At 46.4% G+C, this 25,922-nt stretch carries 30 protein-coding genes and 1 riboswitch; of the genes, 7 read left to right on the forward strand and 23 right to left on the reverse strand.

Translation table 11 applies throughout. The annotated features are described in order from the left end of the window. Positions 1 to 145 precede the first annotated feature (145 nt). The 7 genes from ABLT31_RS29035 to gcvT are packed head-to-tail and all read right to left on the reverse strand — an operon-like array spanning position 146 to position 6,830. Positions 146 to 1,048, reverse strand: coding sequence for a response regulator (locus tag ABLT31_RS29035; protein WP_367758244.1), 903 nt, complete (start codon positions 1,046 to 1,048; stop codon positions 146 to 148). Then, on the reverse strand, positions 1,038 to 2,342 hold the full coding sequence (locus ABLT31_RS29040; protein ID WP_367758246.1) for a sensor histidine kinase: 1,305 nt from the start codon (positions 2,340 to 2,342) through the stop codon (positions 1,038 to 1,040). Before ABLT31_RS29040 ends, ABLT31_RS29035 begins: the two co-directional genes overlap by 11 nt. After that, positions 2,342 to 2,467, reverse strand: a complete 126-nt coding sequence (locus ABLT31_RS29045; RefSeq protein ID WP_367758248.1) for a hypothetical protein — start codon at positions 2,465 to 2,467, stop codon at positions 2,342 to 2,344. Before ABLT31_RS29045 ends, ABLT31_RS29040 begins: the two co-directional genes overlap by 1 nt. A 53-nt stretch (positions 2,468 to 2,520) precedes the next feature. Continuing rightward, the gene (gene gcvPB / locus ABLT31_RS29050; protein WP_367758250.1) at positions 2,521 to 3,984 is read right to left on the reverse strand and encodes an aminomethyl-transferring glycine dehydrogenase subunit GcvPB; all 1,464 of its coding nucleotides are present in this window, start codon (positions 3,982 to 3,984) and stop codon (positions 2,521 to 2,523) included. Then, the gene (gene gcvPA / locus ABLT31_RS29055; RefSeq protein WP_367758252.1) at positions 3,977 to 5,329 is read right to left on the reverse strand and encodes an aminomethyl-transferring glycine dehydrogenase subunit GcvPA; all 1,353 of its coding nucleotides are present in this window, start codon (positions 5,327 to 5,329) and stop codon (positions 3,977 to 3,979) included. The genes gcvPB and gcvPA overlap by 8 nt, the downstream gene beginning before the upstream one ends. Before the next feature lie 2 nt (positions 5,330 to 5,331). After that, a complete protein-coding gene (locus ABLT31_RS29060) occupies positions 5,332 to 5,724 on the reverse strand; it encodes a glycine cleavage system protein H (RefSeq protein ID WP_367758254.1) in 393 nt (130 codons plus the stop codon). A 5-nt stretch (positions 5,725 to 5,729) separates the two neighbouring features. Then, positions 5,730 to 6,830: a glycine cleavage system aminomethyltransferase GcvT gene (gene gcvT, locus ABLT31_RS29065; protein WP_367758256.1), complete on the reverse strand. Its 1,101-nt coding sequence runs from the start codon at positions 6,828 to 6,830 to the stop codon at positions 5,730 to 5,732. Positions 6,831 to 7,009: 179 nt separating this feature from the next. Then, positions 7,010 to 7,101, reverse strand: a riboswitch (glycine riboswitch). A 156-nt stretch (positions 7,102 to 7,257) separates the two neighbouring features. Here gcvT and ABLT31_RS29070 point away from each other — a divergent pair. The 3 genes from ABLT31_RS29070 to ABLT31_RS29080 all read left to right on the forward strand — a co-directional run bounded on the left by ABLT31_RS29070 (position 7,258) and on the right by ABLT31_RS29080 (position 10,697). Continuing rightward, complete coding sequence (locus ABLT31_RS29070; protein WP_367758258.1) at positions 7,258 to 8,946, forward strand: DEAD/DEAH box helicase; 1,689 nt, start codon at positions 7,258 to 7,260, stop codon at positions 8,944 to 8,946. Next, entirely contained in the window at positions 8,946 to 9,809 is an 864-nt protein-coding gene (locus ABLT31_RS29075) for a YqhG family protein (protein ID WP_367758377.1), read from the forward strand. The genes ABLT31_RS29070 and ABLT31_RS29075 overlap by 1 nt, the downstream gene beginning before the upstream one ends. A 123-nt stretch (positions 9,810 to 9,932) precedes the next feature. Then, a complete protein-coding gene (locus tag ABLT31_RS29080) occupies positions 9,933 to 10,697 on the forward strand; it encodes a hypothetical protein (RefSeq protein ID WP_367758260.1) in 765 nt (254 codons plus the stop codon). A 100-nt stretch (positions 10,698 to 10,797) separates the two neighbouring features. Here the strand turns inward: ABLT31_RS29080 and ABLT31_RS29085 are convergent, their stop codons facing one another. From ABLT31_RS29085 to ABLT31_RS29145, 13 genes are all read right to left on the reverse strand, one after another. Then, a complete protein-coding gene (locus ABLT31_RS29085) occupies positions 10,798 to 11,046 on the reverse strand; it encodes a YkuS family protein (RefSeq protein ID WP_367758262.1) in 249 nt (82 codons plus the stop codon). A gap of 5 nt (positions 11,047 to 11,051) precedes the next feature. Next, entirely contained in the window at positions 11,052 to 11,231 is a 180-nt protein-coding gene (locus ABLT31_RS29090; protein WP_367758264.1) for a YqzE family protein, read from the reverse strand. Between the two features lie 78 nt (positions 11,232 to 11,309). Next, complete coding sequence (locus tag ABLT31_RS29095) at positions 11,310 to 11,633, reverse strand: hypothetical protein (protein WP_367758266.1); 324 nt, start codon at positions 11,631 to 11,633, stop codon at positions 11,310 to 11,312. A 72-nt stretch (positions 11,634 to 11,705) separates the two neighbouring features. Then, positions 11,706 to 12,146: a hypothetical protein gene (locus ABLT31_RS29100; RefSeq protein WP_367758268.1), complete on the reverse strand. Its 441-nt coding sequence runs from the start codon at positions 12,144 to 12,146 to the stop codon at positions 11,706 to 11,708. Next, a complete protein-coding gene (locus tag ABLT31_RS29105; RefSeq protein ID WP_367758270.1) occupies positions 12,101 to 12,448 on the reverse strand; it encodes a hypothetical protein in 348 nt (115 codons plus the stop codon). Before ABLT31_RS29105 ends, ABLT31_RS29100 begins: the two co-directional genes overlap by 46 nt. After that, on the reverse strand, positions 12,441 to 12,911 hold the full coding sequence (locus tag ABLT31_RS29110) for a GspH/FimT family pseudopilin (protein ID WP_367758272.1): 471 nt from the start codon (positions 12,909 to 12,911) through the stop codon (positions 12,441 to 12,443). The genes ABLT31_RS29105 and ABLT31_RS29110 overlap by 8 nt, the downstream gene beginning before the upstream one ends. Beyond that, positions 12,871 to 13,236, reverse strand: coding sequence for a competence type IV pilus major pilin ComGC (locus ABLT31_RS29115; RefSeq protein WP_367758274.1), 366 nt, complete (start codon positions 13,234 to 13,236; stop codon positions 12,871 to 12,873). The genes ABLT31_RS29110 and ABLT31_RS29115 overlap by 41 nt, the downstream gene beginning before the upstream one ends. A gap of 14 nt (positions 13,237 to 13,250) precedes the next feature. Next, complete coding sequence (locus ABLT31_RS29120) at positions 13,251 to 14,270, reverse strand: type II secretion system F family protein (protein WP_367758276.1); 1,020 nt, start codon at positions 14,268 to 14,270, stop codon at positions 13,251 to 13,253. Further along, positions 14,260 to 15,354 (reverse strand): GspE/PulE family protein, encoded by a 1,095-nt coding sequence (locus tag ABLT31_RS29125; RefSeq protein ID WP_367758278.1) that lies wholly within the window; start codon positions 15,352 to 15,354, stop codon positions 14,260 to 14,262. Before ABLT31_RS29125 ends, ABLT31_RS29120 begins: the two co-directional genes overlap by 11 nt. Positions 15,355 to 15,926: 572 nt before the next feature. Next, positions 15,927 to 17,111: an LL-diaminopimelate aminotransferase gene (locus ABLT31_RS29130; RefSeq protein WP_367758280.1), complete on the reverse strand. Its 1,185-nt coding sequence runs from the start codon at positions 17,109 to 17,111 to the stop codon at positions 15,927 to 15,929. A gap of 203 nt (positions 17,112 to 17,314) precedes the next feature. After that, on the reverse strand, positions 17,315 to 17,644 hold the full coding sequence (locus tag ABLT31_RS29135; RefSeq protein WP_367758282.1) for a YlbG family protein: 330 nt from the start codon (positions 17,642 to 17,644) through the stop codon (positions 17,315 to 17,317). Between the two features lie 265 nt (positions 17,645 to 17,909). Continuing rightward, positions 17,910 to 18,362, reverse strand: a complete 453-nt coding sequence (locus ABLT31_RS29140; protein WP_367758284.1) for a YlbF/YmcA family competence regulator — start codon at positions 18,360 to 18,362, stop codon at positions 17,910 to 17,912. Positions 18,363 to 18,443: 81 nt separating this feature from the next. Beyond that, on the reverse strand, positions 18,444 to 20,258 hold the full coding sequence (locus ABLT31_RS29145; protein WP_367758286.1) for a helicase-associated domain-containing protein: 1,815 nt from the start codon (positions 20,256 to 20,258) through the stop codon (positions 18,444 to 18,446). Between the two features lie 99 nt (positions 20,259 to 20,357). Here ABLT31_RS29145 and ABLT31_RS29150 point away from each other — a divergent pair, with 99 nt between their 5' ends. The 3 genes from ABLT31_RS29150 (at position 20,358) to hprK (ending at position 23,302) form a co-directional block, all read left to right on the forward strand. After that, positions 20,358 to 20,795 (forward strand): protease complex subunit PrcB family protein, encoded by a 438-nt coding sequence (locus ABLT31_RS29150; RefSeq protein WP_367758288.1) that lies wholly within the window; start codon positions 20,358 to 20,360, stop codon positions 20,793 to 20,795. A gap of 87 nt (positions 20,796 to 20,882) precedes the next feature. Beyond that, positions 20,883 to 22,271 (forward strand): hypothetical protein, encoded by a 1,389-nt coding sequence (locus tag ABLT31_RS29155; protein WP_367758289.1) that lies wholly within the window; start codon positions 20,883 to 20,885, stop codon positions 22,269 to 22,271. 116 nt (positions 22,272 to 22,387) lie between these two features. Further along, complete coding sequence (gene hprK, locus ABLT31_RS29160) at positions 22,388 to 23,302, forward strand: HPr(Ser) kinase/phosphatase (RefSeq protein WP_367758291.1); 915 nt, start codon at positions 22,388 to 22,390, stop codon at positions 23,300 to 23,302. 12 nt (positions 23,303 to 23,314) lie between these two features. On the opposite strand, the gene ABLT31_RS29165 is transcribed toward hprK, so the two are convergent. Together ABLT31_RS29165 and ABLT31_RS29170 are read right to left on the reverse strand one after the other, a co-directional pair. Next, positions 23,315 to 24,235, reverse strand: a complete 921-nt coding sequence (locus ABLT31_RS29165) for an NAD(P)/FAD-dependent oxidoreductase (protein ID WP_367758292.1) — start codon at positions 24,233 to 24,235, stop codon at positions 23,315 to 23,317. A 160-nt stretch (positions 24,236 to 24,395) separates the two neighbouring features. Beyond that, on the reverse strand, positions 24,396 to 24,845 hold the full coding sequence (locus ABLT31_RS29170; protein ID WP_367758294.1) for a CBS domain-containing protein: 450 nt from the start codon (positions 24,843 to 24,845) through the stop codon (positions 24,396 to 24,398). Between the two features lie 178 nt (positions 24,846 to 25,023). Between ABLT31_RS29170 and ABLT31_RS29175 the strand changes: the two genes are divergently transcribed. Next, the gene (locus ABLT31_RS29175; protein ID WP_367758379.1) at positions 25,024 to 25,359 is read left to right on the forward strand and encodes a YugN family protein; all 336 of its coding nucleotides are present in this window, start codon (positions 25,024 to 25,026) and stop codon (positions 25,357 to 25,359) included. 71 nt (positions 25,360 to 25,430) lie between these two features. On the opposite strand, the gene ABLT31_RS29180 is transcribed toward ABLT31_RS29175, so the two are convergent. Next, positions 25,431 to 25,817 carry an Asp23/Gls24 family envelope stress response protein gene (locus ABLT31_RS29180; RefSeq protein ID WP_367758296.1) on the reverse strand — a complete coding sequence of 129 codons (387 nt, stop codon included), beginning with the start codon at positions 25,815 to 25,817 and terminating at the stop codon, positions 25,431 to 25,433. Positions 25,818 to 25,922: the final 105 nt, after the last annotated feature.

Below are 25,922 nucleotides of genomic sequence, written 5' to 3' on the forward strand. Positions count from 1 at the left end.
ACTCTCCCTTTATTAATATGAAATCGCTTTCCTTTACCTTATAAAATAATGCAAAGGATAAATGGTTGAATTGTTGTTTTTATTATAAAGAGAGAGTTATGAAATCCTATAAAATCCGACAAAAAAATAAAGACACTGGTTGAATTTAATTTTTGTAACCTGTGTCCATTTTTTCCAGAGTTTCGAGATAAAGAACCATGAGAAATTTTTTTATATTTAGCTTTACTTTCGAAATATCTCCTTCTTCTTCAAGCTCCTTCATACGGATCCTTATATCCTGAAAGTCAAAAAAGCGCGGAGCATAATACTCAAACTTAGGATGGGCATAGTCCATACTTCCGATCGATGCCAAATTGCTGATGGCTGCAAAAATGGTCCGGCGCACCCGCTGTTCAATGGCCCTGCTTTCCTTTTTCACATCGGATTCCGCAGATTTTGTTTTGCGGGCAATGGCTTCATATAATTCTTTTAGTGGAGGAAACGCCGTTTTGGCTGTCTGGTTATCCAACAGATACTCCATCATGGCTACGATGTCACCGCAGCCCGCTTCGCCTGCAATCCCCATATCATTGAGGATGGAGAGGACCGTTTCTTTTTTGGATGCTTTTTTTGGCGCGGTATAGGAATGATCAAGTCCAGCAAGTGATTGCTTGATCGCTAATAAAGATTGTTTTAGCCTGACCTGTTCGGCAATTTTTTGCAAGATGCTTCTTACTTCGGTCCGATTAATCGGTTTATGTATAAAAAATTCTACACCCTTTAAATAAGCTTCCCCAACCATATCCTTATTCACGACCTGCGAGATCATGATAAACTGGCCGCTAAAGTTTTGGTTTTTCAGCCTTTCCATCGTTTCAATCCCATCCATGTCAGGCATGAGCAGATCAATCAGGACAATATCAGGTCGTGCCAGGAGGATCTGGGGAACCGCCTCCTGACCGCTCGGGGCAGAGCCGATTACCTCTCCCAGCTCATCGTCTGCAATGATCCGCTCTAACATTCGGCGACTTCCTGAATCATCATCAACAATAAAATAGCTAAGATTCAAAGTGGGTCTCCTTCCTTATTTTGTTCGTAGGAATCCGTATTTCAAAAGTAGTCCCTGCTTCAGAAGACCTCACATCCCAGTCTCCCTCCAGGATATTGACGATCTCTTTTACATGAGACAGGCCAATCCCTGTCGAGGCTACTCCATTTTCGTTAAATTTGGTAGTAAATCCCGGTTCAAAAATCAACTCCAAATCCTCAGGAGCGATTCCGTTTCCTGTATCCCTTATGGTAAACCAAGTGGTTTGGTGTTTTTCGACCGCTTCAATCTCAATCGTCCCAACATGTTCGATCGATTCAACGGCATTGGCTACCAGATTGTTCAGCATGGAAAGAAGAGGAATGGGCTGATCCGTATCCCAGTCTATGGAAGAGGAACGCTGAATCATAATGCTTTTGCCTAACATTTCATTATATTTTTCATTGGCTTTTACCACGAAATCCAATACTTCGGCCAGCTTCATCTCAGTAGCCTGCTCATACCGATACAGCTTGGATAAACCGGCTAGAATCCGCTGGGAATCTTTTTTCACTTCATGAATTTGCTGAGCTATTCCTAAGGCTTGTCTGCTAAGATGAGGCTCGTCCATCTCCTTTAGCTTTCTATATAAGTCATGGCTGGAAGCCGTAATTTGTTCGATATGATCCATCGACTTTTGAAGATAGAGGGTTTCCCCATATAAGCCAGAACCTAATTCCAGCATACTCTCCATTTTCTTTTGCTGTTCTGGCATCTTAATGCTGCTGTACAAGCCTACGACAAAATAGCTTCGAAAAATAGCGACCAATAAGAGCAAGAACCATTCCCTTATCCTAAAAGGATAGTCGGTACCAAGCAGTTCCAAACGCAAGAGATGTTCCCCTGCATTGACGATAAACTCTATGCCAGCAGCCATGAAGCCCATCCGGATGGGAGTAAACTGCAAATTTTCCAGACGGAGTCTACTGAGCCCCCAACTATATAATACATAATAAATCATGGCAGGAAAATGGTGTTGAAAGCTTAATGACAAGGAAAAAGATCCTAGTATGGCATCGAGCAATGACCGAAACGCCATCACGGTAATCCCTGTAACCAGCCCTGCCCGAATGTACGATTTTGGCTGAAGTATGAGGAGAAGAAAAAAGAAGGTTGCACTCCCTAAACTAAATCGGAAAGGTTCCCAGCTGAAGGGCATCACCTTAAATTCACCAGCAATCGCGGTTAATATGGCAATCAGAAACAACGCTAATCCTCCTTGCAAGTCATCCGAAATAAAACGAGGCTGTCCGTTAGAGACAACCTCTTCCTGCATTACTTTCTCTTGTGTTTAGGTCCCTTGTTCGGATCCTTGATTTCTGTTTTGCCGCGCTCATCATTGGCCCCATCCCAGGTGACTTGGGAACGACGATCTGTTTTATCCTGGTTCCGTTCCGTCATGGAAACCCCTCCTTTAAGGTGAATTCGATTCTAGGGTTTCCATTTTCGAAGACTTAATCCGCTTTCTTGTAACGCAAAACAGGCTTTCTCGCGGCGGTCACTTCGTCTAGACGGGTCACTGCCGTATGATGAGGGGCTTCCTGAACCACGGATGGGTTTTCTTCCGCTTCCTTGGCAATTTGAATCATAACTTCAATAAATTCATCAATGGTTTCCTTCGATTCGGTTTCGGTTGGTTCAAACATCATACACTCTTCCACGATCAGCGGGAAATAGATCGTTGGCGGATGATAGCCAAAATCGAGTAACCGCTTGGCAATGTCTAAGGTTCTGACACCCAGCTTTTTCTGCCGGCGTCCGGACAAGACAAACTCATGCTTGCAAATGCGATCATAAGGCAGATCATAATAAGGCGCAAGCTTCCTCATCATATAATTGGCATTTAACACGGCTTCTTGGGAAACGCGAAGCAATCCTTCAGGCCCGTTGGAGCGGATATAGACAAAAGCTCGCAAATTGATGCCGAAGTTTCCATAGAATCCTTTTACGCGTCCGATTGACTGTGGAATGTCATAATTAAGTCGGTATTGCTCTCCTTCTTTAACGACTTGCGGTCGAGGGATAAATGGTGCAAGCTCCTTTTTGCAGCCGATTGGACCAGATCCCGGTCCACCGCCACCGTGTGGTCCCGTGAATGTCTTATGCAAGTTCAGGTGAACAACGTCGAAGCCCATATCTCCGGGACGGGCAATGCCTAAGATCGCATTGGCGTTTGCCCCATCGTAATATAGCAATCCGCCAGCTTCATGGACAATCTCTGCAATCTGAAGAATGTTTTCTTCAAATAGTCCTAACGTATTAGGGTTGGTGAGCATTAAGGCCGCTGTGTCCGGACCCACCGCCTTGCGCAATTCCTCTACATTGACCAATCCATTTTCATCCGAAGAAATGGTGACGGTATCTAACCCTGCCACGGATGCGCTAGCTGGGTTGGTTCCGTGAGCGGTGTCCGGAACAATGACCTTGGTCCGGTTTTCCCCGCGGCTTTCATGATAGGCGCGGATCATCATCAGTGCGGTCCATTCGCCTTGGGCTCCAGCCGCTGGTTGGAGGGTCACTTCATCCATTCCAGTAATCTCCGCCAATTCGGTCTGAAGATCGTACATGACTTTAAGCGCACCCTGCATGGTTTCTTCCGCTTGATAAGGGTGAATTTTAGCAAACCCGGCATAGCGGGCGACATCTTCGTTAATCTTCGGGTTGTACTTCATCGTACAGGATCCTAATGGATAAAATCCGTTATCAATCCCATGGTTTCGTCTGGACAATTCGGTATAATGGCGTACCAGTTCCAATTCGGATACTTCCGGCAGTTCTGCAGGTGTTTCACGGATAAACTGCTGTGGAAGGACGGATGTGATATCGACTTCAGGCACATCGCAACCTGGCAATGAATACGCCGAACGACCGGATTTGCTGATCTCGAAAATCAGCGCCTTATCTTGATCTTTAACCACGAGTGATCCCCTCCAATCCTTTCACAAGTGCATCGATTTCTTCTCTTGTACGGATCTCCGTAACAGCTACCAGCATATGACCGGCCAATTCAGGATAATCTCGGCCCAAATCATATCCCCCAACAATCTTTTGCTGGAGCAAGGCTCGGTTAATATCCCCTACCTGACCGGGAACTTTAATCACAAATTCATTAAAGACAGGACCTGAGAAAGCTGCTTCATATCCGGTTAGGTTCGCAATTTGATTCTTGGCATACTGTGTCTTCTGGACGTTGAGCATTGCCATTTCCTGTACCCCGCGCTTGCCTAAGGCCGTCATCGCTACCGATGCCGCTAAAGCATTGAGCGCTTGGTTAGAGCAGATATTTGAGGTTGCCTTCTCGCGGCGAATATGCTGTTCACGGGCCTGCAGCGTTAAAACAAAGCCGCGTTTTCCGTTGGTATCTTTCGTTTGTCCGACGATGCGTCCAGGAATCTTGCGCATGAGCTTTTCTCTTACGGCGAAATATCCACAAGTCGGCCCACCCAACTGCATCGGGATTCCGAACGGCTGCATATCTCCCACGACGATATCGGCTCCGAAAGCTCCCGGCGGCTCGAGAACGCCCAGTGCTAGCGGATTAGAGGAAACAATGAATAAACCTTTATGCTGATGGGCAATTTTTTCAATCGCCGCCAAATCCTCGACAACGCCGAAGAAGTTTGGATATTGGACAATCACGGCAGCGGTATTTTCATCACAAGCTTGCTCTAATGCCGCTAAATCCGTCGCCCCATCTTGATAATCGACTTCTACCACTTCATATCCTTGCCCTTTTGCGTTCACCTTGAGAATGGCCCGGGCTTCAGGATGGACGGTTTTGGAAACAACAACTGTTTTTCCTTTCGCTCCGCCAACAGCTAAATTGGCGCCTTCCGCTAAAGCGGTTGGCCCATCATACATGGAAGAGTTAGCGACTTCCATCCCAGTCAGCTCAGCTACCATCGTTTGAAACTCAAAAATGGCTTGAAGCTCACCCTGGCTTATCTCTGGCTGGTAAGGCGTGTAGGCCGTGAAAAACTCTCCGCGCAATAGAACATGATTGACCGTGCTTGGAATGTAATGGTCATAGATGCCTGCTCCAAGGAAATAGGCGTATTCATTACTGTTGGCGTTCTGGCTGGCCAGTTGGGAAAAATAGCGGACAATCTCGGGCTCAGACAGCGCTTCGGGAATGTTCAGCTTCCCCTGGAATCGGACATTGGCAGGAATGTCCGCAAACAATTCATTTACATCTTTTATCCCAAGGAACGACAGCATTTCTTTTTTATCTTCCGACGTCATGGGAAGGTAGCGATATTGCACAGTTACTCCTCCTTTATATATAAAGCATATTCATTCGCGTTCATGAAAAAAGTGGTTTCTATGGGAGAATCCGTTGACATCCAAGCGATCCAGCCTTTTGCATAGGCATTCCCGGAGGAAAGCTTTTCGGGCAATTCCAAAAGGGATCCGTTCACCTCTGTGATTTCCCCCTCGACGGGGGCATATAGGTCTGTTAAGGTTTTTGCGGACTCAACGACGCCCACGGGCTGCCCCCGCTTTACCCTTGTGCTGGGTTCAGGAAATTCCACGGCGATGATCGTCCCCAGCTGCTCACAGGCATAGGGGGTAATTCCCAGCTTTACTCGGTGCGGATCAACGATATGTACCCATACATGCTGCCGAGTAAAGTAAAGATGATTAGAACCGGCATCCATTCAATTTATTTGCTCCTTTTATAAAAAGGCGTTTTTACTATTTTCGCTTTTACGCGTTTTCCTCGAATCTCTACCTCAACCTCGGCATCCAAGTTTGCAAATTCAGAACGAATGAGGGCCAAGCCTACATTCTTCTTTAAGGTTGGCGACTGGGTTCCTGTTGTCACTTCTCCAATTTGTTCGTTACCTGAAAAGACCGGATAATGAGTGCGCGGAATCCCGCGTTCGATCATCTCAATCCCTACGAGCTTGCGAGGGACTCCCTGGGCTTTCTGTGATTGTAGAGCGGCTTTGCCTATAAAATCAGCTTCTTTATCCAATTTCACGGCAAAACCTAACCCCGCTTCCAATGGCGAAATTTCCTTCGTTAATTCCTGCCCATACAAGGGAAGCTTGGCTTCGAAACGGAGCGTATCCCTTGCTCCGAGCCCGCATGGCAGCACGCCATCGCTTTCTCCCGCTTCGAGAATCTTTTCCCAAAGGGCCGCGGCCTCATCTGCACGGCAATAAATTTCGAATCCCTCTTCCCCTGTATAGCCGGTGCGAGATACCAAGGCTTGGAATCCTCCTACATTTACATCTGGCAGGAATCGGAAAAAACCAATTTTGGATAAATCGGTATCTGTGAGTTTAGCTAAAACCTGTTCCGCAAGAGGTCCTTGCAGAGCCAATTGCGCCACTTCGCTGGAAATGTTGGTTACCTTCACATTTCCTTCTGCATGCTCTTGCAGCCAAGCAACATCTTTTTCGATATTTCCTGCATTGATGACCAGCAAATAGTGATCGTCGGCTTTTTTGTAAACCAGCAGATCGTCCACGGTTCCTCCGTCCGGATAGCACATGATAGCATATTGGGCTTGATTTTCTACTAGTTTTGAAGCATCATTGGTCGTCATTTTTTGGACAAAGGCCAAGGCATCAGGGCCTATGACGTCGACTTCTCCCATATGAGAAACGTCAAACAATCCGGCTCTTTCCCGAACAGCTTCATGTTCCTCTTTAATGCTGGAGAATTGGACCGGCAGCTCCCAACCGCCAAAATCGATGGTTTTCGCTCCATATTTGGTATAGACGGGAAATAAGGGCGTTCTTTTCAATTCCGTCACAAGGTACACCTCCACGTGATATGTATTTCTTCCCTCTATCCTTATTCTTCCTCATGATAAAGAAGTCTAGGCGGGAACGCAAAAAAGGACAGACGTAGGCTATTGCATTAGCCTACTCTGTCCTTGGTACCTGAGAGATTTTCCCCTTGGGTGGCCTAATCAGGCGCTCTCCAGAGTTGCGTCAGATAGAAGTACTTTTGCCTGAGAGATTCACCTCTTCATAGGCTTGCTCCTTCGGCGCTGCACCAGCAGTCTCTCCCTCTATCCTCATTCGCATATTTAACTTTTTCCGTAAGGAAGATGTTAAATTTAGTATGAAACCCGCTAATTTGTTAAATGCTATATTGTAACCCTAATAATCCTATCATAGATTTTCCAAAAAGGGAATTATCCGCTACAACTTTCTTATTCGGAAAGGACGAATCTTATGTTTAAAATTCCCGTCAACTTCGACCGCGAATGGGTAACAGATTTCAAGCAAAGGCTCAAGGAAGATGGACCATGGCATAAGTGGGAGCTTTTTCAATTGGCCTACCAGGCCGAGGAAGTCACTTCGGTAGCGAATTTCGATGAATTGCAATGCTTAAAGCACCTTCCTCAGTTAGAACCCTTCCCCCACCAGCTCGATACGGCCAAAAAGGTAATCACAGAAATGCACGGCAGGGCCATCCTTGCGGATGAAGTGGGACTTGGAAAAACGATTGAGGCCGGTTTAATTATTAAAGAATATATGGTTCGGGGACTAGCTAGCAAGATTCTCATTCTTGTTCCAGCTTCCCTCGTTGTTCAATGGGCAAGAGAGTTAAACCAAAAATTCGGGATTCCCGCTGTTGCCCAAAAGAAAGAATATATGTGGAAGCAATATGACGTCGTCATTGCCTCCATTGATACCGCCAAGAGAGATCCGCACCGCGAACACGTTCTCTCCCAGGATTATGATATGTTGATCATTGATGAAGCGCACAAGCTTAAAAATAAAAATACGAAAAACTACCAGTTTATCAAGGAAATCAAAAAGAAATATTGTTTGTTGCTCACTGCGACACCGATCCAAAACGATTTAGATGAACTGTACAATCTCATCACCCTGCTTAAACCGGGTTATCTGGGCCAAACCACGGACTTTCAGAAAAACTATGTGGAAAGTAAGAGACAAGCTAGAAACCATGAGGTATTGCAGGATGAACTCAAAGACATCATGATTCGCAATAAGCGGAGTGACGGAGGGCTGTTCTTTACCAAACGGATTGTAGAGGCTATTCCTGTCACATTATCTGAAGAAGAGTGGGAGCTCTATGACGGGGTTACCCGCTTCGTCAAGGAGCAATACCAGAATTCGGTGTTTAAAAATCCCCTGGCTCTCATCACGCTCCAAAGAGAGGTCTGCAGCAGCCGGTTCGCTGCCTTTGACACGCTCGTGAACATGCACAACAAATTGCCCGAAGATTCACCGGGGAGACAAGAAATTGTCAGGCTAGCAGAGCTGGTCCGAGGCATCAAGAAAAATGCGAAAGCGGAAAAAACGCTAGAGTTAATCCAAGAATGCGGGGATAAGGTCATCATCTTTACCGAGTACCGGAAAACCCAGGAGTATTTGCATCATTTCCTAGCGGAGCACGGCATCACTTCTGTCCTCTTTCGTGGAGGATTTAAACGAAATAAAAAGGATTGGATGACAGAACTATTCCAAAACCGCGCTCAGGTGCTCATTGCCACCGAAGCAGGAGGGGAAGGAATCAATCTTCAGTTTTGTAATCGGATCATTAATTTTGACCTGCCCTGGAATCCCATGCGGGTAGAGCAACGGATCGGCCGCGTCCATCGTCTGGGGCAAACGAGAGATGTGTTCATCTACAATCTATCGACTCAAAACACGATTGAAGAGCATATTTTACATTTGCTTTACGAAAAGATTAACCTCTTCGAAATGGTCATCGGCGAGTTAGACACCATTGTTGAAAAAATGAAATTGACTCAATCCATTGAAAACAATCTCGTGAATATTTTCCTTGAATCAGAATCCTTCCGTGAAATGGAGATTAAGATCAATAACATCGGAGAGGTAATGAGCATGTGTAAGGAATCCATTCCCGCGAGGGAGGAAATGCTACAGTGATGAATCAGCAAGAAATTCGCAGCTATATTGAAGGCTATTTCAGAGCCTTTCAAAGTCCATTTACGGAAGAGACCCCCGCTTACTTTACGGTGCAGCTTCCCGTCGAAGTGGATAAGGATTTAGGGAATCGGCCCTTTTATTGGACCTATGTGGAGAAAATTGGTTTAGAGCCAAACCCTCTCCACTTAACCTTCATCTTTGATCGGGAGCAAGTTCCGGAGGGCGTTCGTGGAGAGGAACTAATTTTTGGCTCCAGGCGGCTTCATCAGATTTTTGAATCGGCCAAGAAACATGGGAAGTTTGTTCGACTGTATGAGCACATAGAGCCTCAACCTGCTTTAGGTTCTTTTTCCTCGGTCGCTTTGGTTCCCTGGTTAGGGGTTAACTTTAAAGTGGAATTCATTTGTGATCAAAAAAAGGATTTGCTGCTGCCCCTCGGGATCAATCTGATTTCCGGGGCAATTGTGTCAAATTTCTACCAATCCGTTTCTCAATTGGATCTTACCCCAAAGCTTCCCGATTACTCTTTTACAATGCAGCCCATCTTCGGTATCGATTCGGGGATATCCCGTCTCGAACAATTTATTCAAAGCTGCTTGGACCAGGAAGATACGCTTTGGGCCAAGTTAGCCATCGAACGATTAGATGAAGAAAAGCAGCTGATTGAGTCCTTTTACCAAAAAGAATCGATTCGTCAAGGGAAGACCGAGGAAGAACAGGAACTAGCAGAGGAAAGAAAAATAAAGCTGGCAGCCGAAAAAGAAACGCGGTTGCAAGAATTGGAGTGGCAGTTCCAGCCACGCATTGAAGTTTCCGCTGTAAATGCAGGTCTTTTTTATCTTAGGACTTCCATTCAGGAGTAGTTTTCTGTCGGAAAGGGACGGAAAATTTATCGGTTCCGACAGAAACCCCCGACAAAGAATAGCAAATTTTGTAAACATTTTACTGTAAGATGGACATATCATAGGGAGTTAGGGGGAATCGTCATGAACCGATGGCTAGTGATCTGTCTATTATGCGCATTACTGATTGTGCCATGGACGGGACAAGCAGAAACGTGGAGGGAGTCATTCCAGTCCCAAGTCAAGCAATGGGCAGAAGAACTCGCTCTTCAAGATCAGCGTTTTGCTCCCTTCGCACAAGCTTCCATTCGGCATGAAGGACTCGGTCCAAACTCGAAGCAATGGCTCGTTACCTTTTTCAACGAACATCAGAAGGTTGGGTATATGGTCGTTGGGGAAGACCCTTCCGGATTTGTTTTATTGGAATATGGTTTAGGAGAATATACTTTATTTGATGAGGAAACCATGAAGCAGCTCCAATCCTCGCAATCCGATATGTCCAAGCATTATGCGGCATTGGAATCCGTATGGCTAGATAAAAGTAGAATTTTCGATGGAAAATCAGGAGAAAAATATCCTGTCGAAGCAGGTTTAACGGAGACCGAGCTAGCGTCGTCCGTTCGGAAAGAAGCTGTGCTGGAGACATCGTTTCATCAAGAAGCTCTTCCCTTTAAGGAAGGATGGCTCAAGCCGGGGGAAATCATCCAAGAGGAAATGGACTTGGTAACAGAAATAGCTCAAGGTGAAGTGTCCTTTATCGCTCGCTTATTCCAAAATACAGTAACTGCCCCATTCAAGGTCCTTGGTTACCACCAATGGGGAGAGCAGCTTTTCGTGGAACTCGATGATTATGGAAGCCGGTATATCCCTTTTCGGTATGCAGTCCAAGTGGGGGAGTTTTATCAATAGGAGTGCGTAAAGACGAAATAAGACAAACTTAAGCGGCTGTCCTATCGGTCGGTAAAATGGTTTTTACCGACCTTTAGGGACAGCCTCTTTCTGCGTTCTATTAGTGCGGGATAGCATGATTGATTTGTCTTAGGATTTCTTGCGGTGTCTTTCCTTCCGCATTAATGACTGGGGACCCGGTCGCTGCTTCCGCAAACCCCATCACATTTTCATCCATTCCTGAAATGACAAAGCAATCGGCATCACTGGCTGCATTTGTCCCAATCCCTACAACGTTCATGCCGTTACTCCGCAAAAAATGCTCCACTTCACGAAGGGACTGTTCGATAGCAATAACTGGCATCGGCATTCCTCTCACCTCCCTTTCCTAGTTTCTCTCATGCGTTGGATAAACATCCGTATGGCCATGGGAATCATGCCGAACCAACGGGAAGACCATCGTTCTTTAGGTCTTTTTTTACGTTCCGTTTTTGGAGTATCAATATATTTGACAAATTCTTGGGTGAGATATTTTACCATGTCATTGGATTTCATAAGGGCAATCCTCCCTATTAAGGATCTCTATGTATAGTCTTGCCCAAATTCGATCGCCGCAACCCTTCCTGTTTCCGTTCAAAAGCCGACGACATGGCTCCAGGTTAGAACTTTTCTGGATGATGGCTCGTAGAGAACGAATAGTCGGTCAACATAATAGGGTGGCACCCTTCCTTCCGAACGAATTTCTAATTGATTTATGCCCTTTAGCGTGACGCCGGCCGAACCATCGTTTAGAGGAAAGGAAAAGGACATACTTGTGTGGGGCTGGGCTTCCCACTGCTCTATCGCTAACCAAACGCCTGCTTCCGCATAAGATTTTGCCTGAATTCTTTTCCAGTCATTCGTCATCATTTTTCGGGCGTTGAGTAAGAAAGCTATATTCCCCGATAACTGCACCATTATTAATGTAGAAAGAAATAAGACAACCAGCAGGACGGATCCCCTTTCATTTTTAATCTTAATCCCCCACTTTTATTTGGAGTATGTCAGTACCGTCTGCATCCCCCATTCTGTTCCCCCTCTTTCCATCGTGAGAGTCAATAGAATCCCTCTTGGAAGAGGAGCAATCTGAAAATCTTTTACATAAAGGCAAACTTCGATCCAACCTTTGCTATCCACTTCCCGAACAATATAATTTCCATATAGCTTGTAATCATAGCGAGTAGGGCCACAGAAGAAAAACATTCGTCCTTGAGCGATAAAAATTTGTTCCGTACAGCTGATTTCCCTCTCCAAATAGTGAAGAAATGCAGCAGCCTCCATTTGCATCATCAGCCGGGCCTTCCCCTTTTCTACCCGATCTTGGACAAAGAGAAAGATCTGCAAGCTAGCTGATAACAAGAGGAAGGCCAAAGAAAGACTAATTGTCACTTCAATGAGGGTGTAGCCTGCTTGTAGGCGTAAACGATCCACTCCTCGGCACCTTTTGGGCTGTTCCACTCGACTCGGAATTCTCCTTCCATCACTTTTTCTGACAAGTTCCGTTCCGTTAGGGAGATCCGTATTTTTTCCTGGGTCTCCGCGTTCATCGATAGCATTCCTTTTTTCCATTTCTCCATGCTTCTGGTAACTGCCCAATAAGCCTCGCTTCGTTGGGAGAGGGTGCTGCTATCTCTTGATAGTTCTACAGAGAGCGATAACAATGGGAGCAACAGTAAAGAAAAGATCAGCCAAGCTAGCATGACTTCCAGGTACATGGAGCCTTTTTCATTCATTTTTTACCCAAAACCTTCCGCTGGAAAGTTGAATCACCAGTTTATGCTCTCTCCCTCTCGAATCTTTTACCTTAATGGTCCCTGCTTTCGACACTTGTCCATCTCCATAAAACGTAATCCGGTTACTAGTATAGTTGCTGGATATCGTATTACCCTTGGGAGCTTGGACTTTCTTCACTTGTTTGGTTCCTACCTTCACCAGATACGTGGAGTAGCTCGGGTAAAGATCAATCACGGCTTCTACCTGCCTTGCTCTCGCTTCATTAGATGCTAAATACAAATCACTGGCAAGCTCCTGAACGAATCCTTTCGTTTTCTGTTGATCTAGAAGAAAAGGGATTGCGGGCATGGCGGTAAGAAAAAAGAGACTGAGAAGGGACATAACAATGGTGAGTTCGAGAAGGGAGTAGGCGGAAGGGTTATTAAGCATCAGGATCTTTTGCATGTTCGGAACAAAAAACATTAATTTTCTGCAGTGAGATATTATCTGCCGGTACGATTTCAAAGGTATAGGCACCCTCACCTTTTACTGGGCACTTAGGTTTATCCTTTAGGTATCCTGCAGTCCAAAGGGCTTCGACATTGGTGGGTTCCGAAGCCTTGTCCATCATATAATTAATCACCTGTGCCTCAATCAATTTTCGATTCGCCTCACAGCTCTTTGCCTGCGCCTTTGCCGCAGCACCCTGGTAGTTCGGCATGGCCATGAGCATGATGATGCCAATAATCGCTACCACAATGCTCATTTCTAAGAACGTAAAGCCTTTTTGATCTTTCCAGAAATTCATATTGAATCCGCCTCCTAGATTTGTTGGATCAAGTGAAACATGGGAATAAACAAGAGAAGCATTAAAAACAAAACGATTCCTCCTGCTCCGATTGTTACTGTAGATTCGCCGATAGAAACCAGCTGTTCCATCAATTCCTCCAAATCCTGCTCCAATTGTTCTCCTAAACGTAAAAGAGAAACACCTAGTGTGCCCGTTCGTTCAGCAATCGTAAGCATTTCATAAAGCACAGGAAGAAAACAAACACTGGAGCGAAAGGCTTCGCTGATTCCGATTCCTGCCAGCAGCTTTTCTTCGATGACAGCAAACGCATGACGAACGGCTGAGTTTGGCCCATCCTGACGAAACAACGCACAAACATGGAGAATCGATACGCCCGCTTCCAGCAGCAAGCCTGCTTGTATACATACAACATAGGTTTGCTGAAGACGGTAACAGTAAGCAACCCCCGGGATCTTATATACGAGATAGCCCCACCGCTTTTTCAGCATCCAGACCATCAGGGCTAAAAATGAGACAATGCTAAAGATCCCTAAGGAAACCAGGTTGCTTCCCTCCTTTGATTCCACGAGCATTTTCGTCATGGGCGGCAGAGGAGTATCAAAGGTTTGATACAAGGAAATGAATTGTGGAAGTAAATAATGGATCAAGATGAACAAGGTGCATATAGAGGTAAACAAGATTAAGGAAGGGTAGACCATGGCTTTTCTTTGTTTCTTTTGTCGTTGATCTTTTTTGCGGTAAAAGTCTTTGGCGATTGCTAAGGCAGGAACCAGTTGACCATGCTGCTCTGCTGCCCGCAGCAGGAATAGGCAAAAGGGAGGATAGCGAATCCTCTGCAAACCTTCGGAGAGAGGATGCCCCGCTTGTAAACTTTCGAGTAAGAGATGAAAATCTTTTTCTCTTTTTTTCGGCCAATGGTGGCGGACAATTTGAAAGGCATCGTTCAGGGGTAATCCGGCATCAAGAAGCTGATGCAGCTTTTGGCTGACCGCGGCGACGTGGCGATCGGACCAGTTCCTTTTATTCCACATCGGCAATAAGCACCCGCTGATATTCACTGATCGTCGTTACACCTTGCCTGACCATTTCCCTCAGCTTCATATTCAAGTTGCAAAATCCGCGGGTACGAAGGAAGTGGCGAATTTCAGCGGCCGATGCCCGTTTCATAATCAGAGGGTTCAATTCGTCTTGCATAGTCAAGACCTCGTAGATGGCTTGTCTCCCAAAATATCGGGTGCCATGGCAATGGGCGCACGGCTCTGTCTGACCGATGGTGCAGGTACATACCTGGCGGATGAGCCGTTGGGCAATAATCCCTCGGATAGCGGAGGTCAGCAAATAAGGCTCGATTCCCATATCCAGGAGTCGGGTAATTGCGCTGGCCGCATCGTTCGTATGCAAAGTGGACAGCACCAGATGACCTGTGAGAGCAGCTCTGACAGCAATTTCCGCGGTCTCTTTGTCTCGGATTTCACCGACAAGAATGACGTCTGGATCCTGGCGCAAGCTAGCTCGCAAACCCGAAGAAAAAGTTAAGCCTGCCTTGGTATTCACTTGAACTTGATTGATGCCGGCTACTTGATATTCCACAGGGTCTTCTAAGGCAATAATATTGCGGTCATGATGATGAATTTCTTGCAGGAGAGTATAGAGAGTGGTTGTTTTTCCCGATCCGGTCGGACCTGTCGCGAGGAGCAAGCCTTGGGAAGAATAAATCATTTTGCGAATGGCGCGACACTGTCGCTCATCTAGACCTAGCGAGGAAAGATTTTGGAAGGGCAGCTTTCTAGTCAGGATACGGAGGACGATTTTCTCTCCATGGATGGTGGGAAGGGTGGAAACTCGAAGGTCAAAATCTTGGTCGTGCAATCGGAATGAGAAGCCTCCATCTTGCGGAATTCTTCGCTCCCCAATGTCCAAATGGGACATCAGCTTTAGCTTCGAGATGAGCGGCGGTCCCCAGGTTTCTTCTTTTTGATCAAAACGGATCATCAGTCCATCAATTCGCATGCGAACCTGAATCCTGTCGCTTAAAGGCTCTAAGTGGATATCGCTTGCTCTGCGGTTTATTGCTACCTCCAACAGGTAAGAGAGGTAGGAAGAAACATCATTCATGGGCTTTCACTCCTTCGAAATACATTTCTCCCCTACTATTCGTCATTTTATGACAGATTCCTTCTCAATTGGAAAATTTATCATAAGGTTGTTGTTTCAGTCTAAAAGCCGAGTCTGACGTTAACGGGAGAACATCCGGTAAATCGTATAAACCAGACGAAACATCCTCGCTTTTCGGGACTTAACCGGAAAACGTCCGTTTAAATTCCCCTTTTTCTTTTGAAAAGGCTCTGTTAACATGGGGTGTTGATTTTTTGAATAGGTTCAGCAGGATTAGGCGGACATAGGGTTCGCTATTCTCGTAAAAAACAGATATAGGAGATTTTTTCGGACATTAAGTTTGTTATTTGCTTAAGAATGGTAAAATAGAGCAGAATTTTAACAAAATAACGGAACTTATGTCCACTCCACTCTCAATCACAGCGCTTTTTTCCCATTTAACGAATCTCATGTCCGCAATGGAACAGGATGGGCATTTAACAGAGCCTTTGAAAAAAATAAATAAGCGGACATTCTCCTGTTATCCCAATTCCAACCTCTTCCCCGCTCAATCAAGGATCAACAATCAATGATCACAGTGCCCTGCTTTTCAGAATCCCTGACTCACCAATTCTTCGCACCGCTTCCTCCAGGACCTCTTCCCCTTCCACGAGGGCGATCCTCACGTATCCTTCTCCTTGCTGGCCAAACGCATTGCCTGGAATGACTACCACCCCAGCCCGTTCTAATAAAGCAAAAGCAAAATCAGAGGAGCTCCACCCTTGGGGGATCTTGGCCCACACAAACATGGTGGCCTTCGGCTTATCCACGTTCCAGCCAAGTTCTGCAAGACCGCCAAGAAGGACGTTGCGGCGGGCTTCATAGATGTGAGCTACTGGATTAGAAAACGCCCCTGACATATCCGATCTCATGGCTTCAATAGCAACCTGCTGAACAGCAAGAAAAACGCCATAGTCAATGTTGCTTTTAACGACCGTCAGCGGTCGGATGATCCCGGCATTTCCTACCACGTAGGCGATGCGGCAACCAGCCAAGTTAAAGCTTTTGGATAGGGAGTTGAATTCGATGCCAATTTCCTTAGCTCCCTCCACTTCCAGGAAGCTGGCGGGCTTATACCCGTCAAAAGCCAATTCAGAATAGGCCATATCATGAGCGACGATAATGTCATGTTCTTTTGCAAAAGAGACGACTTTCTGGAAAAAGTCTCGATCTGCCGTGGCGGCGAGAGGATTGTTGGGATAATTTAAAACCATGAGCTTGGCCCGCCGTCTGATATCCGCTGGGATGCATTCCAGATCGGGGAGAAAGCTGTTTTCCGCAGTCAATGGCATGGTATAGATTTTCCCGCCGGCAAGGGTAACGCTTGCTGCATAGATGGGGTACCCCGGATCTGGAACGAGCACCACATCTCCTTCGTCAATCCAAGCAAGCGCCATGTGGGCCAAACCATCCTGGGATCCCATGAGGGAAAGGACTTCTTCTTCTGCATGCAGCTTAACGCCGAAACGATGGTCATACCAGTCCGCTACCGTTTTTCGGAATTCCATCGAGCCTTCGGATGTCGGATAGCGATAACAAGCCGGGTCCTGTACTGCTTGAACCAAGGTTTGTATTAAATGGGCAGCAGGCGGTTGATCAGGGCTGCCGATGCCTAGGTCGATTACCTGCATTCCTTTTGTTTCAAGGGCCCGCTTTCTTTTATTCATTTCTGTAAAAACAGCGGATGAAAGGGCTCCAAGTCTTTTTGATGGTTTCACTTTCTGCTTCCCCTTCCTTAAACTTATATCTTTCGTAAGAAAAGCTTCTATCGAAGCCCATTCGGAGATGTAGTCAAATTCTTCTTTAGCGGAAGCTTTTCATGCTTCTGGGAAAGTTTGGTTCTTTATAACTTTAAAGAACTAAAAGTTTCCCATCCAGTAAAGAAAACTCCTTAATAAAGGAGTTTTACATGCATTAAGGGTTATTTAATTTGTAATACCTCGAGATTTTCTGTCCCATCCAGCATTGCGATCCGTTTTTCTTCCTGCTTATAGTCATATTCCTTCGCCTTATCCGGCTTGGAATTCTTGTACTCTGTCGGGATCTCATGACGGTGCGAGCGTTCCAAACGAACGACAAAGTCCAGCCGCTGGATGCGCTCAATGATGGAATCTACTTCATCTGCTTTTACATACATGCTCACATAGTTCAAGCGACGGGAAACATAGTGAATGTTGCCGTAGCGTCGCAGATTGCGGGCAGCTTTGTTACTCTTGACCCACACGGCAAGGCCTACTCGCCTCTCTCTCATAGCTACCTCCTGTATCCTTGATGAGGAGATGTTTTTTCTTTGCACCACATTAGGAAAATGGTATCATGTCTGCCTTTGTCACGCAAGCGCTTTACCTACATCCTATGATAGAATCACTCGGTTCGCAATACTAAAATCGCCATAAAATGAAATTATTCGTCTGCTTTTGCCATTCCATTCCATTTCATTCCCTCCGAAAGAAAATCAACCGCCTAGTTGCACACCAGGCGGTCGACAATTCGTTCAGTTATGTGAAGGTCTTTCCTTATCCGCAGCCACAAGCGCCGCCTGTGCCGCATCCTCCGGATCCGCATCCACCTCCACCGAGGCTGTATAAAGGGTTATCGCTCGGGACTTTGATGGATTCGGATACTCCATCGGCCACGGTCCGGCAGACGTGGTAAAGCAAATCATCCAAGCGGCTTTCTGCCTTCTTGAAGGCTTCAATTGACCCTATGGCCTTCAGCTCGCGGCGCATCTCCCGCACTTGCCGATTCACCCGCTCATAATCGGGGTGATACTTCCCAAACCGCTCGACTTCCTCGTAATCCTCTTTAAGCCGCTGAAAAGCAGCTAATTTATGTTGAGCCTCTTGGTCCTGTGCCAAAGCTTGCTTAGCGGCAAGATACATCTTCATTTCCTCTGAGGCCATAATCATATCTGCGATATCTTGTGCTGAACCCAGCACTTCAACGATGTTCAGCTCGTGGGCTATCATCGGTCAATAGTCACCTCATTTCTCCTTTATTATACCTCAAAAATTTCATGTTGGCTTGCTGTCGAGCTCATTCCAATTTCTTCAGGGCCATAAAATCTGGATATTGCCAATATCCTCTAGCCGAACGTCCTGTTCCTTCCGGTCTTCACCATAGCCCTGAACATGCCAGTAGCCATTTTTGTTTACAACGCTTAGGGGATAGATGCGGGACTCTTTTCCCTTCCACTGCAAGCGGACCTCCATATTCAATTGGGCCGCTTTTTGCAGAAGGTCTCTTAAAGTAGACTCGTGGTAGCGAGAATAATTGGCCATCCACATTTTGGGAAGCTGTCGCAGGCCAGGAATCGCATCCTCCAAATCCGGAAACACACTCTCCACCTTATAATCGACGGTCATGGCTGAAGGCTTAAAAACCTGCAGCTCTCTTGTCTTCTTTTCTTCCTGGGGCAGCAATAGGTTTTGGACAGGCCCTATCGGATAGCCCCGCAATTCCAATTCGTCTCTCAATTGTTCGAATGCCGTGACGTGAACGAGAAAAGCCCGGTCCCCTAGTCTTCCCCTCAGAAATCTTGCAATAGAAGGGATTTTTACCATTTCATCCGCTAAATCGCGGTGACTGACTTGCATGATGCGGCAGTCCATAAAGGAAATCTGCTGAAATTCCCTTTCCCATTGCTGGATGGTTTCCTTCATTTGATCGGTGAGGGGAACCGAACTGTGCTGTTCCAAATAAGCTAACAGCTCCTGGGCGGTGCCACCGGATTCTAAGTAAGGCTGAACGGATTGCCGCGTCAAGCTCAAGCTCCACATTTCCTCTTTTTTTTGCAAGGATGCAAAGGAGAGGATCTCCCACTTTCTTTTCATAGGAGAAAAGGCGGGGAGTAAAATTTCAAAGTTGGGCTGAACATAGATTGTCGCAGAAGGCCACTCTTCCCATTCGACCCACATCCACAGTGTATCTCCCTCAACAGGCAAGGAACGGATAATCCCCATGCGTGCCAAAGGCTCCAGCCAATTAGTGAGCACCGATTCCATAGAGGGCGCAAAATCTCCCATAGACTCAAGAATCGCACCTAAAGAATAGACTTGGTTTCGCCTCAAGGACATGCAAAGGTCCCAGCAAAATTGCAGCGAAGGGGACAAGTTTAAATAGGGATAGAGAAGCTCACAAAACTGCCTTTGAAGATTTTGTTGGCTTTCTTGCACCCAGTTTTCCACCTGCTTCAGACCAAGGCGGTCCTCCTCTATCTGCCAGAGATCCCACTGGGATAAAAGATCCAGTAGGATGGCTTCATGCTTGTCATAGGGTGGAAGACACGGGGTAGAATTGCCCGCAAACGCAAACATTTCTTTGCTTACCGCAAGTCCGGCAAACATCTGGCGCAAGCTTTTTTTATTGACTGTCCCTTTTTTGGTCAGCTCAAGCGGGTGATATCTGACATTATTTAACGCTTGCAGGATATCCTGCAGGATGTGATATGATGATTCAACGGGCAGAATTCTGTCCCTTTTCCACGATGAATGCTCAGGTACTAATTGTCTCCTGAATAGAGCCAAAAGCTCCCGGGGGATCACATAAGCCAATTCACCCCATAGCCTTCTTAACGTATAAACGAAGCCCAACCGGCGAAGCCGGGTTAAGGCCAAACGAAATCTGGCAGAGGGGAGGGGGAGATTCCCCTGCTCTAATTCTCGATAAGTTAAAAAATCCTCCCCCTTGGCCCAAAGGAAAAAACGGATGACCTGCTTGTCATCCTCAGCAAGCCGTGTCCAACACTGATCTAAATAATGGGGATCGAGGAGAAACGATAGATCCTCTCCGCTTTGCCCATGTTCCTGTATCATTTGCTTTTTTACCCGGTCGGATAGCATGCTGACCGTTTCCATCCATCTCATTGCGTCCAACACCTCACTGCTCCTATCATACCATGGATACCTGGCAAGAAAAAAATTCATACTAAACTTATGTGATGCTTGAGAAAGGAAGTGTTTATTATGAAGCGTTTGTGCATAAACATAAAATGGCAGGCACTTTTTTGCCTTTTATTATCCATTGGGATCATCACGGGATGCAGCGTTCAGGCTGCCAGCCCTGTTGCCAAAGAAAGGAATGACGCCCAAGTGAGCTTTGAAGTGCTTAAACCCCCTTATCCTGCGTTTGTGGAGGACGCTGTCAAGTCCATGAAGCAAAAGGGTGGTTCCAAAGTCATCCATAAGGAAGGGCATACGTTTGTCGTCATCGCTTTGGGACAGCGACCATCCGCTGGATACTCTGTTGTGATCGAAAAAGTGAAGCATGCGGATGGAAAGACCGTCATCTATTACGAAGAAAAAAAACCGCAAGGCATGGCGGCTTCTGTCATTACCTATCCGGTTGCCGTAGTGAAAATGACCAAAAACAACCATCCTGTCCAGTTCAAAAAACTGGGCTAATGGCAGGAACTCCTCTTACCTCCTAGGCATAGGCTGATAACAACCTTTTCAACAGGTCGTTTTCAATCTATACTAGGAGGCTTTTTTATGGGTGTCGAATTACTGCCTTTACACTGGGTATACCTCCTGTTTGTCTTGCTCATCATTGGCGTAATGGTCATGCGTCGAGATACGACACTGACATGCATTTTGGGCATCTTGACAATTGGGCTTCTCACCACGGGATCGATTAGCCAATCGGTCGGCACCGTTTTTAACAGCTTTGTTTTTGCTATCACCGAACTGCTGGGGACGATCCTCGTCATCAGCATTATTGTAGGGATGAGTAAAATTCTTACCGACTCCGGCATCAATGAATTGATGATTAGTCCTGTTGCGGGACTGATTAAATCCCCGACATTGGCTTATTGGGTCATTGGTATTGTCATGATGCTTATTTCCTGGTTTTTCTGGCCGTCTCCGGCCGTTGCCCTGATTGGGGCCGTTTTGCTGCCTGTAGCCCTGCGAGTCGGCCTCCCAGCATTAGGCGTAGCCATGGCAATGAATTTATTCGGTCATGGAATTGCGCTGTCAGGGGATTTTGTCATTCAAGGAGCTCCTGCTCTCACAGCGGGTGCCGCTGGGATCCCGGTCAGTGATGTAGTCAGTGCCAGTGTCCCCTTGGTGGTGACCATGGGCGTCGTGACAACTGCAGTGGCCTACTTTTTCTTGCGACGCGATATGAAAAAAGGGGTATTGACGGTTGATCATGATCAGCTGCGAACCCTGCAAGCCAAACGAAAAGGTGCCAAGCCGAGTTTCTGGATTAAGCTCATGGCTATTGTCATCCCCCTCCTTTTTGCGTTGGATGTCGTAGCCATGGTTCTCCTCGGCCTGCAAGGCGGAGATGCGACGGCCTTAGTGGGCGGAACGGCCATTGTCATCCTCATCTTAGCAACCATGATTCATTATTCCGAAAAACGAATGGAAAAAATCACCGACTACTTTATTCATGGCTTCCAATTCGGGTTTAAGGTATTTGGCCCCGTCATTCCGATTGCTGCCTTTTTTTATTTAGGAGATAGCGGAATTGCGAAAATCATTGGGGAAGTTCTTCCATCCGGTTCTCATGGAATCGTCAATGACCTTGGGGTTGCCCTGGCTTCCGCAGTTCCTCTCAATGCCCCTGTCAGCGCGGTTACTTTAACAATCGTCGGCGCAATTACAGGATTAGACGGTTCCGGCTTTTCCGGCATCTCGCTTGCCGGTTCGATCGCCCAGCTGTTCAGTACAGCCATAGGAACAGGAATTGCCACCCTTACAGCTCTCGGACAGATTGCTGCGATTTGGGTAGGAGGAGGTACATTGATTCCATGGGCACTGATCCCAGCGGCAGCTATCTGTAATGTCGATCCCTTTGAATTGGCCCGAAGAAACCTGGTTCCTGTCGTGATCGGCCTGATTGTAACGACTATAGTGGCTATGTTTCTTTTGTAAAAAAGCTCCATTGAAGCATTTCGAAACCCTGGTAAAAGAAGGCCTCGTTCACAGGCCTTCTTTTTTTATTTTTAGAGGAAAACTAGTCGGGAAGACGGCTTGAAGAGGGAGACATCATGAAAAAAATATCGATTCAAGAGATCGTCCAAAAAATGGAGCTGGAGGTTGTCACGGGTGATGGAGGACTGTCCGCTTATGTCTTTCACGACGACATTCATCGCCCAGGGATAGCATTTACCGGTTTTCTCGAACATTTCCCGAAGGAGAGGATCCAGCTTCTAGGCAGGCAGGAAATCACGTATTTGCATTCGTTGTCGCATGCAGACCGCGACAGGAGAATTGGAGATGTCGTCAAGCAGCACCCTCCTTGCTTCATTATTGCAAGAGGACAAGAGGACTTAACCTACTTCGAAAAGCATTGCATGGAAGAAAACGTACCTCTGTTGCGAACACCTGAAAAAACGACAAAGTTTCTATCGAAGCTTAATAATTTTTTAGAAAAAGCGTTAGCCAATGAAATCGGTGTGCATGGCGTTTGCCTGAATGTATTCGGTGTTGGAATTCTGCTGCGCGGAGACAGCGGAATCGGAAAAAGCGAGGCCGCCTTGGCTTTGGTGGAACGCGGGCATCGTCTCGTCTCCGATGATTTGGTCATCTTAAAGCAAATTGACCCCGTGACGCTCTTGGGAACCCATAACCAGAGTAACCGGGATTTTCTGTCCCTTCGGGGAATCGGCCTTGTGGATATTCCTCGGCTGTATGGATCTGGCTCTTTCCAAGAGGAAACACAGGTTAACCTAGATATCCTTCTCTCCCCTTGGAAAGAAAAGTATCATTATGATGCTTTAGGGGTCGAACAACAAACCGTAACCTATTTGGACGTGACCATCCGTCACATTGAAATTCCTGTCCGTCCTGGCCGGGATATCGCCGGTTTAATTGAAGTGGCAGCAAAAAACTGGAGGCTTCAGCAGCAGGGGTATAATGCGCTTAAGGTATTTGAAGAACGGTTAAAAGAAACAAAGGAGTAGACTGGACCTCGGCTACTCCCTTTTCTGCATCAATTCAACCAAGATGGACTTGCTTGCGACCATCCCTTGTCCTACACTCCAGGAGACGCTGCGATATTCTGGAGCTGTCACCACATCGCCAATAGCAAAGATCCAAGGAACCGAGGTACGGCAAATGGCATCAATCTCAATAGACCCGTTTTCTTGGATCTGTACTATCTCTCTGACCAACTGGTTATCCGGCTCCATGCCAATGCGTATCAGCACGCGATCCATCGGAATGGTCCTTTCATTTCCTTGCACACTTAATCGAACGGTTTTAAGAGCGGTTTCATCCCCAATTTCGATCAGATGGGACTCCATAAGAAGCGTAACGTTGGGGTGAGCCTGAACGGCTTCAATAAATCGCTGCTGAGCCCGAAATTGGGAGCTTCGGTGAACGAGCCAAGTATGTTCCGCCACATCGGCCACATTAAGAACTCCTTCTATCGCTCGATCACCTCCCCCGACCACCAAGACCTTTTTTCCGGCAAACTGATGTCGTTCCTTTGTCGTAGAATATTGTTCCCCTCTTGATAACATCGCTTGTTCTCCCGGGATATGAAGCCTCTTATCTCTAGCTCCTGTCGCAAGGATAAGGTAATCGCAAAAAAACGACCCCTTGCTGGTTATCACTTGCTTATGAAGGGGATCTATTTGAGCGACTTCCGCTTGCAGCACAGGGACTTGAAGGGCGGAGAGATGTTCTTGCAGCAAAGCCGCCAGCTCTTTTCCATGGTTCACCCTGACTCCCGGATAATCGATGATGGGGTTTCCTACCCGGTATAACTGGCCTCCGACCCCGTTTTCCTTTTCGACAAGCAAGATGTCCAAATCCAGCCGTTTCCCCCATATGGCCGCAGAAACTCCTGCAGCGCCAGCGCCAATGATGATTGCGTCATATTTCTTTTTCATTTTCACCACTCTTTATAAATCATCTATTGATTCCATTCTAGCTAATATCTGACTTCAATTCCAGTAACATCTTGGAGGTTGTCTGTTGGAAAAGGAACAGAAAGACTTATCGGTTAATGGCATAAAAAAAGAGCCCCAGGTAAAAGGGCTCATGGAGGGTTTATTGTTGCATTCCTTGAGAATGCTGTCCAGTGGGCTCGGAAATTTCGCTTAAAGCATAACCAGCCTCATCCGCAAAGTTGGTGCGTGTCGCAAGGTCAGCCATTGCTACGATCCCCACAAGCTTTCCGTTTTCCACAATGGGAAGACGGCGAATTTGCTCATTTGCCATCAATTTAGCGGCTTCGTCTATCGACATTTCCGGAGAGCCTGTAACCAGACCAGTGCTCATTACCTTCTCAACGGCAGCAGACCCTTCTCTCTTCTCAGCCAAGCCGCGAATGACGATATCACGGTCCGTAATCACGCCGATACAATTCTGACTTTCATCAACAACAGGAATGACACCTACGTTATGGTCTCTCATCTTACAGGCAACTTCAAAAACATTATCCTTTAACGTAACGGTTTCCACATTTGTAGACATGATATCTCGAATTGAATTAGCCATTTAAAAACCCTCCTTTAAATCATGATCAATTGTACTTTTCCCGAAATTTCCCCTGTTCATACACCAAATCGTCACCAAATACATCCTACTTTTGGATTGCGCGTTTCAGGAAAACATAATATCATGGTAAAAGCGTTGATTTACTAAGCAGAGAAAAAGGAGGCATACCACCGTGTTAATGAATGTGGGTTTTAACGGATTGGAAGTAAGCCTAGGGGAGCTGGACCATATCCTTCTTGATGCTGGTTTTGTTCGTTGGGCATGGGATTATGAGCACGCTACATACGATTATAAATTTGAGGATAGAGCAACCAAGTCCACTTTTTATCTGCGTGTACAAGCTCACGTGGTTAAAGGAGAGACATTGGATCACGACACGATCCTCAAGCTTGAGGAGCCTTATATCGGAAAGCACCTTTTCCCGCATGGCATCGACTATCAAGCGGTTGTGCCATCTTCCGTATCTGAAGCGGCGAAGAAAAAGCTTGCTTCGATCAAGGATAAATTGAAATAATCGACGTGGAATTAAAAAACTCTTATAACCCAAAACGCTTGGGGCATAAGAGTTTTTTCCATAATTGACGGTTATCTTAGCCGGTATATTTCCTCCAATACCGGGGGTTTCGTTTCTTTAAATTCGACACCTTCTACCTTTACGTTGACTTCCACAACGCGAAGCCCGGTCATGGTTTCAACCGCATCCTTGACTTGATACTGAAGCCTTTTACAAACTTCATCAATTTTTACGCCGTAATGCAAAATGACGCGGAGGCCAATCGCTGCTTCCACCTCGCCCACTTCGACATGAACCCCTTTATGGACATTTTTTCCGCCTACCCTCCGGGCGAATCCTTCCACGATCCCCCCAGACATGCTTGCTACTCCCTCGGTTTCCGCCGCGGCAATGGCGGCAATGACTGCGACCACATCATCTGCGATTTTGACAATGCCTTTTTCGAGTTTCTCAGCCATTATAATCCCTCCTTGTTTATACTCTCTATCTTATTCCGGAACCTGGGCTCACGGAACATGATCCACTAAGATTTCTTATACCTATGTATTTCTCTATCGCGAATA

Source organism: Ammoniphilus soli (genome assembly GCF_040813775.1).